Annotated in this window: 10 protein-coding genes; 6 read left to right on the top strand and 4 right to left on the bottom strand. The window is 37.7% G+C overall.

All coding sequences use genetic code 11. From position 1 onward, the window contains the following. Positions 1-3: 3 nt before the first annotated feature. Entirely contained in the window at positions 4-2,199 is a 2,196-nt protein-coding gene (relA, locus tag C2869_RS14540; RefSeq protein ID WP_108603630.1) for a GTP diphosphokinase, read from the bottom strand. 127 nt (positions 2,200-2,326) lie between these two features. Beyond that, positions 2,327-3,694 carry a 23S rRNA (uracil(1939)-C(5))-methyltransferase RlmD gene (gene rlmD / locus C2869_RS14535; RefSeq protein WP_108603629.1) on the bottom strand — a complete coding sequence of 456 codons (1,368 nt, stop codon included), beginning with the start codon at positions 3,692-3,694 and terminating at the stop codon, positions 2,327-2,329. Positions 3,695-3,847: 153 nt separating this feature from the next. Between rlmD and barA the strand changes: the two genes are divergently transcribed. Next, entirely contained in the window at positions 3,848-6,625 is a 2,778-nt protein-coding gene (gene barA, locus C2869_RS14530) for a two-component sensor histidine kinase BarA (RefSeq protein WP_108603628.1), read from the top strand. Positions 6,626-6,816: 191 nt separating this feature from the next. Continuing rightward, a complete protein-coding gene (locus C2869_RS14525; protein ID WP_108603627.1) occupies positions 6,817-7,833 on the top strand; it encodes a helix-turn-helix domain-containing protein in 1,017 nt (338 codons plus the stop codon). A 66-nt stretch (positions 7,834-7,899) separates the two neighbouring features. On the opposite strand, the gene C2869_RS14520 is transcribed toward C2869_RS14525, so the two are convergent. Further along, positions 7,900-8,244 (bottom strand): Grx4 family monothiol glutaredoxin, encoded by a 345-nt coding sequence (locus C2869_RS14520; RefSeq protein ID WP_108603626.1) that lies wholly within the window; start codon positions 8,242-8,244, stop codon positions 7,900-7,902. Between the two features lie 486 nt (positions 8,245-8,730). Between C2869_RS14520 and sodB the strand changes: the two genes are divergently transcribed. The 4 genes from sodB (at position 8,731) to C2869_RS14500 (ending at position 14,326) form a co-directional block, all read left to right on the top strand. Then, positions 8,731-9,315, top strand: a complete 585-nt coding sequence (gene sodB / locus C2869_RS14515; protein ID WP_108603625.1) for a superoxide dismutase [Fe] — start codon at positions 8,731-8,733, stop codon at positions 9,313-9,315. 275 nt (positions 9,316-9,590) lie between these two features. After that, positions 9,591-11,513 carry a PrkA family serine protein kinase gene (locus tag C2869_RS14510; protein ID WP_108603624.1) on the top strand — a complete coding sequence of 641 codons (1,923 nt, stop codon included), beginning with the start codon at positions 9,591-9,593 and terminating at the stop codon, positions 11,511-11,513. Between the two features lie 18 nt (positions 11,514-11,531). Next, entirely contained in the window at positions 11,532-12,809 is a 1,278-nt protein-coding gene (locus C2869_RS14505; RefSeq protein WP_108603623.1) for a YeaH/YhbH family protein, read from the top strand. After that, positions 12,806-14,326, top strand: a complete 1,521-nt coding sequence (locus C2869_RS14500) for a SpoVR family protein (RefSeq protein WP_108603622.1) — start codon at positions 12,806-12,808, stop codon at positions 14,324-14,326. The genes C2869_RS14505 and C2869_RS14500 overlap by 4 nt, the downstream gene beginning before the upstream one ends. Here the strand turns inward: C2869_RS14500 and fadR are convergent. Further along, positions 14,323-15,027 (bottom strand): fatty acid metabolism transcriptional regulator FadR, encoded by a 705-nt coding sequence (gene fadR, locus C2869_RS14495; RefSeq protein WP_108603621.1) that lies wholly within the window; start codon positions 15,025-15,027, stop codon positions 14,323-14,325. The two genes, C2869_RS14500 and fadR, sit on opposite strands and share 4 nt — an antisense overlap. Positions 15,028-15,137 lie beyond the last annotated feature (110 nt).

The following is a 15,137-nucleotide window of genomic DNA, read 5'->3' as shown; positions in this document are numbered from 1 at the left end:
TGTTTATTTTAAACGTTTAGCACTATAGACACCGTCCACTTGCGACAATCGGGTTAATACTCGACCTAAGCGATTTAAATCGTTTACATCAATATCAACATCGATTCCAGCTACGGCGGTTTTGTCATCTGTGTGGCTATTAATACCATGAACTGAAATTTTTTCATTCACCAATACTGTAGTCACATCTCTTAATAAACCACTACGGTCATTAGCCATTACCCTTACTGAAACACGATAGCCGCGTTGTATTGCATTACCCCATGTAACTTCAACTTGCCGCTCAGGATGCTGAGACAACATTTTATCTAACTGCTCGCAATCTTCACGATGGACTGAAATACCATTGCCTTGGGTTATGTAGCCAGTAATTTCATCACCGGGTAGCGGTTGACAACATTTAGCCAAGTAACTCATTAAGTTACCTACCCCTTGAACAACGATGGCACTGTCTGACTTTTCTTCGTTGTCAGATGTTGTTTGGCGGTTAAAGGTGCGCGGATCAATTTCTTCTTTCGCGCGTTTATTACGGCTTTGAATATAATTAATTATTTGACTAGCACGCAGATCACCACCGCCGACGGCGGCACATAAGTCATCAAAGGTATTGACATTAAAGCGAGCAATTGCTGGTTCAAGTTCATCAATATCCATTTCATATCGATTGACTTCTTGCTCTAATAACTCAAGACCTGCTTCTCGATTTTTGTCTTTATCTTGCAGTTTGAACCAGTGATGAATTTTACTGCGAGCTCGGCTTGATTTGACATAGCCTAAATTGGGGTTTAACCAATCTCGACTTGGGTTAGCCGTTTTACTAGTTAGGATCTCGACTTGATCACCACTTTGCAGCGTATAAGTAAATGGCACTATTTTGCCAAATACTTTTGCACCGATGCAGCAATGTCCGACATTGCTGTGAATGTAGTATGCAAAATCAAGTGGGGTTGAGCCGTTGGGTAAATCAATGACTTGCCCCTTTGGTGTAAATACATACACGCGATCTTCAAAGACTTGGCTACGTAACTCGTCAACTAGATTATCATCTGCTGACATATCCTCTTGCCATTGCAATAGTTTACGTAACCAATTGATTTTTTCTTGATAGCTGTCCTGTTTACCATTTGCCGAACCTTCCTTATACCGCCAATGGGCAGCGACACCCAATTCTGCATCTTGATGCATTTGTTGGGTGCGGATTTGGATCTCGACTGCTTTACCTTGTGGGCCCAGTACAACCGTATGTATCGATTGATAGCCATTGGATTTCGGTGTGGCTATATAATCATCAAACTCTTTATTAATAGCACTCCAAGTGGTGTGAACCACGCCCAACGCAGCATAACATTCATGCAATGTATCAACTAAAACACGTACTGCTCTCACATCGTAAACGCGTTCAAATGGCAGATCCTTTTTCTGCATTTTTTTCCAAATGCTATAAATATGCTTTGGTCTGCCAACCACCTCGCCTTTTATGTGCATATCATTTAAACGGCTTTGCAGTGTACTAACAAAATTATCAATATAATCTGCGCGATCTGTGCGTTTTTCATGCAGCATAGACGCTATTTGTTTATACGTTTGCGGGTGCTGATAACGAAAAGCGTAATCTTCAATTTCCCATTTAAGTTGGCCAATCCCTAAACGATTAGCTAGTGGTGCATATATTGTACTAGCCTCTTTAGCTGTAATAACTTTGGTTTCTTCGTCGGCATTTTTAACCAAACGTAAATCGATAATACAAGCCGCGAGTTTAATCACTATCGCGCGTACATCTTCAACCATAGCTAATAACATGCGACGCACGTTATCTAAATGATCAGCACTTATATGGGTAGACAAATTATTTTGCAAATAGCGGATCGCCGCCATTTTATCAACACCAATAATGAGCTTGACGGCACCAATGCCAAACTCATCTTCAACCGCTTTCGGTGAAATACGCTTTTCTCGCCAAAACGGGAAAATCATCGCTGCACTAATGGTTTCGGCGTCCATATTCAGTTCAGACAAAATTTCAACCATCTCACGAGATTGCTCAAGTAAGTTAGGTTCTGCGACAATATTTTCACAAAATTGATAAGTGGATAATATAGCAAAGCGCCGATCGGGATCGTCAGCGTATAGTTCTTCCAACCAATCGGAAAAAGTTTTCGTTTTATTTTTTTTGCTATGGGAATGTCTTACTGTAACCATAAAGCGAGCTTAAATGAGAGAAGCGATATAAATATATAACAAAAGTAATTTAAACGTCTCTGGCTCACAGAGTCAATGCATAAAGCCGAAATAGACGGTTATTCCCTTAATTTATGTCAATTTGTGACTATTTTGTGTTCTTTTTAAATAAAACCATGGTTTCAATATGTGATGTGTTTGGAAACATATCGAGCAAACCTATTTTAGCCACTGTGTATCCCTTTTCGATAAGTAGCCGACCATCACGAGCCAGCGAGCTTGGATTACATGAAACATAGAGTATCAAATCAAAATTGTTAGCTTGTATTGTTTTGCATATATTTTCAGCACCGGCACGAGCTGGGTCTAATAGCAGTTTATTAAATTTTGTATCGTCAATGCTTACTCCCTCTTCTAAATTACCGTGGTAAAAATGACAATGGGTCAATTGATTTAAATTGGCATTATGCTGGGCTTTGTCAACCATATCTAAAACACCTTCGATACCCGCAACTCGTTTAACTTTATCTGCTATCGGTAAACTAAAATTGCCAAGACCACAATATAAATCGAGAACTTCATCATTTTTATTAAGGTCTAACCAATCAATGGCTTGTGCTACCATAGCTTGGTTTATATCTTTATTGATTTGCGTAAAGTCACTTGAAGAAAAACTAATACTTTTGCCCAAAAGATAATATTCAAGCGTAACCGCTTGATTATTCAAATCAACCGCAATATTTTGCGCAATTTGTTGGGTAATGATGACGTTATGCTGTAATTGAAATGTGGATAATAAAGCTAAGTCTTGTTGTGAAAAAGGCTTTAAAAATCGAAAGTTTACAATAGGTTTTCCGTCTTGCTTTTCTGGCTCACAATGAAAAGCATTTAAGTCAATATGACCAATTGCTTGTTTGTTAGTAAATCGGTTAACTAATACTCGCAAAGGCTCAATTAAACATGACAATTGCGGTAACATGATATCGCATTGGGTAATTTGCACTATTTTTTTATTTGACGCTTGACGATATCCAATAGAGACAGAACGACTCTTATTATCATAATAGGCAGCTAAGCGAACGCGTGTTCTATAAGCGGATTCTTTACTTTTTATCGTCGCTTGCCAAGGTAAACTCGTTTGCTTATCCAGCCAACCATGTTTTTTTAATAAACCCGCAACGACGTCTTGCTTGTATAACAACTGGCCGGCATGTGTTAGGTGTTGCAACTGACAACCACCACAAGCTTGATAGTGAGCACAAAATGGCTCTCGTCTTTCTTCACTTTTATTGCTAATGCTAATTAGCTGGGCAGATGCTACTCGTTTTTTGCTATCAATTATTTTAATTTTGACCTTTTCAGTCGGTAAAGCGCCTTTAACAAATACAACCTTACCCTCTAATTTAGCAACCCCTTCGCCATGCTGGTTTAATGTAGCTATCTCTACGTTAAACGTTTTATTAATATCTTGTCTCTTTTTGCTTTTTTTAGCATTGCTAGTATAAATCTGTACCATGTTTTAAATTGACCAATTATTGGGGGTTACAACTTTGTGTTTTGACTGTTATTCTGCCCTAATTAAGCAGACCAATCGTCAGATATGTACCATTATACATATGGCATGAAACAATCACTCAATTTGATAAAGATACTTTATTAGTTAAAGAGCATGTACAACAAAAACTTAAAAGAATGGGTCTTTTTCATTACGGTTATTCCTACCCTATTTATTTCAAGCTTAATAGCTGGATATTTTACTGTAGGCGCCATATCAGAAATTCAATTGCGTCAAATTAACACTGGCAAAAATATTATTGAACCATTAGCCATTGCCGCTAATAGCTTATTGAAACAAAGTAAAAAGAATGAATTAAAAGCGCTAATCGATCATGCCCAACGAAAATTTAGCGCTGAAGTGGTCAGTATCGCCATTTTCTCTGCCGACAATCGACTCATCACAACGAGTAATTATCATAATGAATTTGCCATGCTACGTTCTGAGCCTGGGCAAAATAATTTTGAAGTAACAAATTACGAGATAGATAACGGATTTATTGTTTTTAGAACACCTTTGTTAAATGAAGCAAATTTTGATGAAGATAAACGCGCAGTAAAAATACCCTATATTTCAATCCAATTAACCACAGATAATATAACCCATCAAAAATATAAGGTTTATGTTACTACGATACTGATATTAATTTTGGCTGTTGTCATTAGTTTAGGTTTAGCCAACTTTGTACTACGTCGCTTATCTCAACCAATCAAAGCCTTACTTAATAATATTAATTGTATAGAACAAAAACAGCCCCCTGCCTTCACCCAACCTTTACATCTCAATGAATTAGAGAGAATAAGATTAGGCATAGGAAACTTGTCTAGTCTATTAATTAAAAGCCAAGAAGAGCTTGATCAAAATATAGAACAAGCAACAAGCGATTTAAGACAAAGCATTGAACAAATAGAAATTCAAAATGTTGAATTAGACATTGCTAAGCGTAAAGCGCTAGAAGCAAACCGGATTAAATCAGAATTTTTAGCCAATATGAGCCATGAGCTAAGAACACCGCTAAATGGCGTACTGGGTTTTACTCGGCAATTACTAAAAACGGATTTAACTGCGCACCAACAAGACTTTTTGAAAACTATTGAAAGTTCCGCCAATAATTTACTCAGTATTATTAATGACATTTTAGATTTTTCAAAGCTAGAAGCAGGTCGAATGACTTTGGAAAAAGTCCCATACAATTTACGTGACAATATTGAAGAAGTTGTCACTCTACTTGCCCCAAATGCTGCTGAAAAACACTTAGACATTTCACTCAATGTGTTGTCTGACGTACCTGAAAACTTAGTGGGAGACGCCATGCGAATTCGCCAAGTTATTACTAACTTGGTCGGTAACGCTATCAAATTCACTGAAAAAGGCGCGGTAACCATTGACGTAGAATTAATTAAAAGTGACAACCCAAGCGTCATAATTAAAGTCGTAGTTAATGACACTGGTATTGGCATTACGCAAGATAAAATAAAACATATTTTTGAACCGTTTGGCCAAGCTGATTCAAGTATCACTCGCAAATATGGTGGAACGGGTTTGGGGCTAGTCATTTCCCAACGACTAGCTAAAGAAATGGATGGCAATATTTCAATAACCAGTAAAGCTAATCAAGGGACAAAAATTGAGTTTGTATTTAAAAATGACATAAATGCCATGCCTATATCAGTACCTATCACTGCTAATGGCATGCTAAATAAAACATTCGCCCTGATTGAGCCAGTCGATCACGCTTATAACGCAATACATGATTTACTTATTCAATGGCAAATAACAGTTAGGCGTTATAAATCGCTGATTCACTTTATCAATGATAATGAGGCCAGTAATCAAAATTTCGACTTTGCTATCATTCGTTATGATTTGAGCGAATTATCATTTGACGAATATTGCCGAATGGTTAACAACGTAAAATCGCAAATAAAAACCATTTTTATCTCTACTTATTGTAGTGAATTAAAGATGGTACAAAGATTAAGTACCAGTACCGGCTGCAAGCCTTTGTGCTTACCGATACAAACTCGAAAATTTGCTGAAATACTTAATAATGAACATCGAAGCCAAAACGACTTACCAACATTACCGAAACAAACAATATCTGCAGTCAATTTAGACCAAGTCACGTATGATAAAAATAGTGAAAATAATGACGCCAATCGAATTCTGATTGTTGATGACAATCCTCTCAACCTGAAATTGTTATTCATTTTATTACAAGAGCAAGGCTACCTAGTTGATACCGCAGAAAATGGTCAGCAAGCATTAGAACTGACAAGAGCCCGCGTTTATAAAGCTATATTAATGGATATACAAATGCCGATCATGGATGGCGTATCAGCATGTATTAATATTCAAAAAGACAGTTTAAATCAGCAAACACCAATAGCGGCTGTAACAGCTCACGCTTCGACCAGTGAAAAACATAAAATTATGCAGCAAGGGTTTAGTGCTTATGTTACTAAACCGATAGATGAAGACGAATTAAAAAACTTGCTTCGAAAACTAACAAATTATTCAACAGACATTAAAGCAACATCAAACTCTTCTGACATAATAGACTGGCAGCTTGCCTTAAGTAGAGCCAATAACCGCCACGATCTCGCTATAGAAATGCTAGATATGTTGCTTAATTCCATTGCTAATGCCAGCGAAGAGATCCAAACCGCGTTATTCAATCAAGATGCTCAACAGTTGTTAACAGCAATTCACAAATTACATGGCACTACGTGTTACACCGGGACCCCCAAGCTACAAAATCTCGCCTATGACATTGAAACCCGATTAAAACAAGATAATACAATAGAGCCACTTGTCGAGCTTATAAAACAATTACTGCAAGCCTTAGATGAAGTTAAAACAGTTTCAATTGATATAAAAACTCAATTTTAAGACGAAAAAAGTAGATGATTATTAATTTAATTAGCGCTTTTTTCTACCAATTCTGATATTTTGAGCTTAAATGTTAGATGAATGACATATTAACTGTTGGTTTTAATCAATATATTGTTAGAATTGCAGGCTTATTATAGCAAAAGGCTATTAAACAGCAGTACTTGCACAACATGTGATACGCAAGAGATATGAAAAATAGAGAGTTAATCGCTCAAAAGATCCGTGGCAAACAAATAGTCAGCTACCGACTCGAGCAATTTATAGAACAAGCACCCGATTTAATTCAATGTGTTGAACGCCAACCCAAATTTGAATCTCCGTTTTCAGCCGATAAAATTGACCGTTACCTGCATAGTCAAGACCGCTCCTTGAAGTTAGTACCTGGAGCCGCTGTATTTCTCTGTCATGAAGAACTCCCTGCATTTATTAATGAAAAGTATGGCAACGAAGATTTTTACTCTATTCAATATGTACACCAATGTAATGCTTACAATTTAAGCCACAAAAATCGAAATTTACGCTCTAAATTATCTGTAAGTGCCATTGGTAAAGGTGCGACTGAACTCATTAGTTATGATAAGGGTACAGTTAAAACCTTTTTTATTATTATGAGCCGCCAAGGTTTAGAAAACCTGTGTCAGCTATCTAATTTCGACAGTAAAAAATTATTTGAATTACAACGTGAAATAGATCAAGAAAAGTATGCCTTTCATCAGCTCGAAACGCCTTTGACATTCAGAACCAAATTCGAAGATCTGATGAAGCTCGTTGCCAGTAAAGAATCATCAAACGTTCTTGCCGTAAGTGCCAACATTTTTAGCCTTGTATCAGACATAATAGAAATCATTGATAATCAAGGCATTAATGAGGGTAATAACGCACTATCGCGCCAACATAACCTAGCGCAAAATGCCAAAAACTTTATTGATGACTACACCAATATGGTTACGAATGCTCAACAATTAGCTGAAATGCTTAATACCAGCGTCTCGACCTTACAACGACAATTCAAACTCGCATACAATGAGTCTATCGGTCAGTATATTAAAGACAAGCGTTTAGAGTCTGCCGCTGAGTTTCTCGATCAGGACATGAGTATTGAAGAAGTTAGTGAGTTACTCGGCTATAGTTATCGGAGCGCTTTTGAACGAGCCTTTAAAAATCATTATGGTTATTCACCGGGCAACCATGTAAAAAGAAAATAATTCAAAAACAACAATAAAAAGCCAGCAATAGCGCTGGCTTTTTTTATAAGTAAAGAAAATATATTTTTACTCTGCAGAAGACTCATCTTCTTTATGTTTGGCCGCAGTTTCTTTAATTAGAGTTTGTAACTCACCTTGTTGAAACATTTCTAACATAATGTCACAACCACCAATTAATTCACCTTCAACCCATAACTGAGGAAAGGTAGGCCAATTAGCATATTTAGGCAGCTCTGCACGAATATCAGGATTTTGTAAAATATCAACGTAAGCGAACGGTTCACCACAGTTCATTAAAACTTGAGCTGACTGCGAAGAGAAGCCACAACTTGGTAACTTTGGGCTACCTTTCATGTAAATTAAAATTGGATTTTCAGCAATTTGTTGTTTGATTTTATCTAATGTTTCCATAGAAACCTCTATATTCGAGACGTTACAATAATACTTGAGTATTATTGTAAGTTATTATGCGGTTCGGTTCTATAACTGAAACCTGTTAAGCGTATTTTTATAAACTAACTCACTGAAACCTTGATTTTTAGTAAATAACCCTCAGTTATAGTCAAAGCGATCTGGTTTTAGGGGAAGCCGTCAAGCTTCGAGACCTCATGAGCATATGCTCTATTATGTGATTGGGGCTGCCTAAAGGGATTTAGGTAGTAGGACGACGCAGGAGCCAAAGTCGAGAGTAAGCGCTGACAATGAACCATAAGACCTGAGCGAGAAGACTATAAACAAACAATTAAAATAATCGCTTAATCCATACATGTTTTGGGTATTCAATTTTTTTAAATTAGTTAAACTATTATACGTTTAAAAAGAGTTTGGCAGCTTTGCCAAAAGCCACTACTTTTATTCAGTATTACTTATTAAAACAAGCCAACGGAGAATCGAACAATGGCCTTTGAATTACCAGCTTTACCCTACGAATTAGATGCATTAGAGCCACACTTTTCTAAAGAAACTTTAGAATTTCACTATGGTAAGCATCATCAAACTTACGTAACTAAGCTAAACGGTTTAGTTGAAGGTACTGATAACGCAGAAAAAAGTTTAGAAGAAATCATTAAGTCGTCTGAAGGTGGTTTATTCAACAACGCTGCTCAAATTTGGAACCACACTTTTTACTGGAACTGTTTATCACCAAATGGTGGTGGCGAGCCAACAGGTGCTGTAGCTGATGCAATCAACGCTGCATTTGGTTCTTTCGAAGAGTTCCAAAAACAATTTGATGACAAAGCAGTTAATAACTTTGGTTCAAGCTGGACTTGGTTAGTTAAAAATGCTGATGGTTCTTTAGCATTGGTTAATACATCAAATGCTGGAACGCCAATCACAGAAGAAGGTGTAACTCCGCTATTAACTGTTGATTTATGGGAACATGCGTATTACATCGATTTCCGTAATGCTCGCCCAGCTTATTTAACAGCGTTCTGGAAATTAGTTAATTGGGAATTCGTAGCTGCTAACCTAGCTAAGTAATCTTCCCTAACTCCGTGCTTAATTTACTACTGAATTAAGTACGGAGATTTCTTGCACCGTTAGCCTCACCATTTGTCCCCTCTACCGTTTGTATATTCGCATTTTATCGCCGTTTTTTGGCAGCTAATCCCTATAAGTCTGATTTGCATAAAAAATCCAGTAATTTAATTAACATATTTTTTTGGTTTTCTTGGCTTTTTGCATCTAAATTTAAAGTAAGCGATTAATTTAAATCCATTTTCTGCTAATGATAAACGGTTTCTCGGGGGAACTTTATGGGTATTTTCGAGCATTTTCAGGAGCGCTACGATTCAACGAAAAACGAAGAGTATTCGATTGAAGAGTTTTTAGAGCTATGTAAAAAAGACAAGATGGCCTACGCCAATTCGGCAGAGCGCCTATTGCAAGCAATCGGCCAACCAGAAATGGTTGATACGTCTCAAGATCCACGTTTAAGTCGGATATTTTCAAACCGCATCATTTCTCGTTACCCAGCATTTTCTGAATTCTACGGTATGGAAGAAGCGATTGAGCAAATTGTTAGTTATTTGCGTCACGCAGCCCAAGGCCTAGAAGAGAAAAAACAAATTCTCTATTTATTAGGTCCTGTTGGTGGTGGTAAATCATCTTTAGCTGAAAAAATAAAATCCTTAGTCGAGAAATGTCCTATTTACGTCATTAAAGGTTCGCCTGTTAATGACCACCCGCTATGCTTATTTGACGTTAATGAAGATGGCGACATTTTGCAATCTGAATACGGTATACCAAACCGTTACTTAAAAACCATTATGTCTCCTTGGGCCAGAAAACGATTACATGAGTTTAATGGCGATATTTCTAAATTCCGTGTTGAGAAAGTATATCCATCAGTACTCGATCAGCTAGCCGTTGCTAAGACAGAACCTGGTGATGATAACAACCAAGACATTTCAGCCTTAGTCGGCAAAGTAGACATTCGTTACCTTGACGAGTACGCGCAGCACGATCCTGACGCTTATAGTTATTCTGGCGCCTTGTGTCGTGCCAATCAAGGTGTGATGGAATTTGTCGAGATGTTCAAAGCACCGATTAAAGTGCTGCATCCGTTACTGACTGCCACACAAGAAGGTAATTACAATCCGACTGAAGGTATGTCGGCATTACCTTATGATGGCATTATTCTAGCCCACTCTAATGAATCCGAATGGCAAAGCTTTAGAAACAATAAAAACAACGAAGCATTTTTAGACCGCGTATTTATTGTTAAAGTCCCCTACTGTTTAAGGGTTTCAGAAGAAATAAAAATCTATCAAAAGTTACTTGAAAGCAGTCAATTAAACCAAGCGCCTTGTGCTCCAAGTACATTAGAGTTAATGGCTCAGTTTTCAGTCTTGTCTCGCTTAGCTGTACCAGAGAATTCAAGTATATACTCTAAAATGAGAGTCTATGATGGTGAAAGTTTAAAAGATACCGATCCAAAAGCGAAATCACATCAGGAATACCGCGATTTTGCAGGTGTCGACGAGGGTATGAACGGCCTATCGACACGATTTGCATTTAAGATCATTTCTCGGGTCTTCAACTTTGATCATACCGAGATCGCAGCGAACCCAGTACACCTATTTTATGTTTTAGAACAACAGGTTGAGCGCGAGCAATTTGTGCAAGAAACTGCAGACAGGTATATGGAGTTCCTAAAAGGATACTTAATACCTAAATATGTAGAGTTTATTGGTAAAGAAATTCAAACAGCCTATTTAGAATCGTACTCTGAATATGGACAAAATATTTTTGATCGCTATGTCACTTATGCTGATTTTTGGATCCAAGATCAAGAATACCGCGATCCAGAGACTGGTCAGTTATTTGACAGAGCCGCTCTCAACAATGAATTAGAAAAAATTGAAAAACCAGCTGGAATTAGCAACCCGAAAGATTTTAGAAATGAGATTGTTAATTTTGTGCTACGCGCCAGAGCAAACAATGAAGGTAAAAACCCGAATTGGACTTGCTACGAAAAGCTAAAAACAGTGATAGAGCATAAAATGTTCTCTAATACGGAAGATTTATTGCCTGTTATCTCGTTCAATGCCAAAACATCTGGTGATGATCAGAAAAAACACGACGACTTTGTCGCTCGAATGATGGAAAAAGGCTATACCCAAAAACAAGTGCGTTTATTGTCTGAATGGTACTTACGTGTCCGCAAATCATCTTAGTTATATTAAGGAGATGCAATGGCGCATTTTATTGATCGTCGGCTTAATGCCAAGAAAAAGAGTACTGTCAATCGACAACGATTTTTAAGACGTTATAAAAAACAGATTAAGAAAGCTGTCTCTGACTCTATCAATAACCGCAGTGTCACTGACCTTGTCTCTGGTGAAAGTATTACGATACCGCAACGCGATATATCGGAACCTACTTTTCACCGAGGTAAAGGCGGTGTTAACGATATGGTACACCCGGGCAACGATCAGTTTATTCCGGGTGACAAAATACCTCGCCCTCAAGGAGGGCAAGGTGGTGGTGGCCAAGGGGAAGCTTCAGATTCGGGGGAAGGTGAAGACGATTTCGTTTTTCAAATTTCGCAAAGTGAATATCTCGATTTACTTTTTGAAGACTTAGAGTTACCAAACCTGCAAAAAACTCAACTAGATAAAATGATTGAGTTTCAAACGCATCGAGCTGGCTTTAAATCTCAGGGTAACCCAGCAAATCTTGATATTGTGCGCTCATTAAAAAATTCGCTTGCGCGGCGCACTGCTATGGCTGGTAAACATAAAAAACGTTTACGAGCAGCAGAAAATGAATTAGAAAATTTACAACAAGACGCGAAAGGTAACCAAAGCGAAATAGACATATTAATTGCTGAGATAGAAAGTTTAAAACGCAAGCTTAGTAAAATTCCATTTATTGATGAATTTGACCTGCGGTTTCGCAACTTTGAGCAAAAGCCAGTTCCAACATCAAATGCCGTCATGTTTTGTTTAATGGATGTGTCTGGCTCAATGGATCAAGCAACAAAAGATATCGCCAAACGCTTTTACATACTGTTGTATTTATTCTTAACGCAAACATACAAAGATGTTGAAGTGGTTTACATACGTCATCACACTCAAGCCAAAGAGGTGGATGAACAAGAATTTTTTTACTCCAAAGAAACCGGTGGAACTATCGTATCGAGCGCTATAAAACTAATGGATGAGATAGTACGAGATCGTTACCCTCCCAATCAATGGAATATTTACGCAGCTCAAGCCTCTGACGGAGATAACTGGGCTGATGATTCACCACTATGCACCGAGTTGCTAAGCAATAACGTGTTGCCTTTTATTCGTTATTACACCTATATCGAAATTACGACTCGGGCGCATCAAACACTCTGGCGAGAGTATCAATCATTAGCTGAGAGTTTCGATAACCTTGCTATCCAAAATATCAAATCGGTTGATGATATTTACCCAGTATTTAGAGAGTTTTTTAAAAAACAAACGACCAAGGGGGCAGCATGACAAAAAGAAAACCCTTAAGTGATGGGCCGGATTGGACATTCGAACTACTGGACCAATACCATCAAGAAATTAAACGTGTAGCCGCCCATTACAAGCTAGATACCTACCCTAACCAAATTGAGGTTATCACGGCTGAACAGATGATGGATGCGTACTCCAGTGTCGGTATGCCCATAGGCTACAGTCATTGGACGTATGGTAAAAAATTTATTCAAACTGAACAAAATTATAAACGTGGCCATATGGGCTTAGCTTATGAAATAGTTATTAATTCAGAGCCCTGTATTTCTTATTTAATGGAAGAAAACACCATTACTATGCAAGCGCTAGTCATGGCCCATGCGTGTTATGGTCATAATTCGTTTTTTAAAGGTAACTACCTGTTTCAAACATGGACTGATGCCAGTTCAATTATTGACTACTTGCTGTTTGCTAAAAATTATGTCGCTGAATGTGAAGAAAAATACGGTATAGATGAAGTAGAACAGATATTAGATTCATGCCATGCCTTAATGAATTATGGTGTCGACCGTTATAAGCGACCACAAAAAATATCATTACATGAAGAAACCAAACGGCAAAAAGACAGAGAAGCTTATTTGCAATCGCAAGTAAACGATTTGTGGCACACAACAATACCCAAGAAAAAAGCCGAAAAGTCTAAAAGCAAATTTAATTTTCCTGAAGAACCACAAGAGAACATTCTGTACTTTATTGAGAAAAATGCCCCCTTACTTGAATCTTGGCAACGAGAATTAGTACGAATAGTAAGAAAAATATCTCAGTACTTCTATCCCCAAAAACAAACTCAAGTCATGAATGAAGGCTGGGCTACATTCTGGCATTACACCATTCTTAATCATTTATATGATGAAGGATTAGTAACAGATAGATTTATCTTAGAGTTTCTTCATAGTCATACCAACGTGGTTTTACAACCTGAATATAACAGCCCTTACTATTCAGGTATCAACCCTTATGCGCTCGGGTTTAATATGATGATGGATATTAAACGCATCTGTCAAAAACCGACAAAAGAAGATGAGCTTTGGTTTCCGGAAATGGCTGGGTCAGATTGGCTTGAAACATTGCACTTCGCAATGCGCAACTATAAGGATGAAAGCTTTATTGGCCAATACATGTCACCCAAAATTATCCGCGACTTTAAATTTTTTCAAATTCACGACGATGATAAAATTAACTTCTTAGAAGTTAACGCTATTCATAACGATGAAGGCTACCGAGAAATACGCCGGCAATTGTCCAATCAATACAATTTGAGTATGCTCGAACCTAACATACAAGTATACAGTGTAGATGTGACGGGTGATCGATCATTAACTCTCAGGTATATCCCGCAAAAGCGCCAACCTCTTGCGGAAACTAAGCAAGAAGTCATGAAACATTTATATCGCTTATGGGGTTTTCAGGTAAAACTAGAGCAAGTAGATGAATCAGGTGAAACAAAGCTCATTGAGACATGTCCACCTGAAAAATATGAATCGATTAATATTTAATTTATAGGTTGCATTTGCTCGCGGTGATTATTGAATATATCACCGCTTTCTCTTCCATGTTTTCTGACTAATGCACTGACCAATTCATGATCGCCAGCTTCAGCCAGTTGAACAATATCTTTGTAATAACAACGACAAAGCGCTCTAGCCTCAGGGTGAGAAAAGTAAAAAGACCCAATCTTGGAATACAAGCCTTTGAAGCCATTTAAAATAAGAAGATAAATTTTATTACCTGCTATTTCAGCTAAAGTATGCAGTAATCGATAATCAAACTCAGCATAAGCGGTACCATTATCTTCAACGTTTTGGAAATCGGCAAACGCTTCAATACATTTTGCTGCATCGTGTTTGATTGCTTGGCGTATAACAATACTGCAAACATCGGTTCGCGCAGCCAGTAAATTGTCAATCATAGTCGCTGCGCCATCTTGGTCGAGTCGAACCAGTGTTTCTAAAATATTAAGTCCAGACGTTTCCCAAAAATTATTCACCTTAGTTGGCTTACCGTGTTGAATGGTTAACCAGCCATCACGCGCAAGTCGTTGTAACACTTCGCGCAGTGTAGTTCGTGTAACACCGATTAACTCTGACAATTCACGTTCTGCAGGTAATATTGAACCAGGGGGGAATTTGCCATTCCAAATAGATTCGACTAAGTATTCTTCTGCAAAGCCAGCTGGACTTTGAGCTTTAATAAACATGCGAGCGAGAGTTCCTTGTATTTAGAATTAGCACAGGTCGTACCATTATTAAATTCTAACAGACAAAGCCACTTAGACAAGTAATTTGCAATTTTAACATTTTTTAAACA

The sequence above is a fragment of the Saccharobesus litoralis genome, from assembly GCF_003063625.1.
In the GTDB taxonomy this organism is placed as follows: domain Bacteria; phylum Pseudomonadota; class Gammaproteobacteria; order Enterobacterales; family Alteromonadaceae; genus Saccharobesus; species Saccharobesus litoralis.
This window is presented reverse-complemented; position numbering and strand designations above follow the sequence as displayed.

Bases quoted from the DNA above. Each gene is read 5' to 3' on its own strand.
- C2869_RS14500 (WP_108603622.1), top strand. From the start codon at position 12,806: ATGACAAAAAGAAAACCCTTAAGTGATGGGCCGGATTGGACATTCGAA.
- barA (WP_108603628.1), top strand. From the start codon at position 3,848: ATGTACAACAAAAACTTAAAAGAATGGGTCTTTTTCATTACGGTTATT.
- C2869_RS14510 (WP_108603624.1), top strand. From the start codon at position 9,591: ATGGGTATTTTCGAGCATTTTCAGGAGCGCTACGATTCAACGAAAAAC.
- relA (WP_108603630.1), bottom strand. From the start codon at position 2,199: ATGGTTACAGTAAGACATTCCCATAGCAAAAAAAATAAAACGAAAACT.
- sodB (WP_108603625.1), top strand. From the start codon at position 8,731: ATGGCCTTTGAATTACCAGCTTTACCCTACGAATTAGATGCATTAGAG.
- C2869_RS14505 (WP_108603623.1), top strand. From the start codon at position 11,532: ATGGCGCATTTTATTGATCGTCGGCTTAATGCCAAGAAAAAGAGTACT.
- C2869_RS14520 (WP_108603626.1), bottom strand. From the start codon at position 8,244: ATGGAAACATTAGATAAAATCAAACAACAAATTGCTGAAAATCCAATT.
- C2869_RS14525 (WP_108603627.1), top strand. From the start codon at position 6,817: ATGAAAAATAGAGAGTTAATCGCTCAAAAGATCCGTGGCAAACAAATA.
- rlmD (WP_108603629.1), bottom strand. From the start codon at position 3,694: ATGGTACAGATTTATACTAGCAATGCTAAAAAAAGCAAAAAGAGACAA.
- fadR (WP_108603621.1), bottom strand. From the start codon at position 15,027: ATGTTTATTAAAGCTCAAAGTCCAGCTGGCTTTGCAGAAGAATACTTA.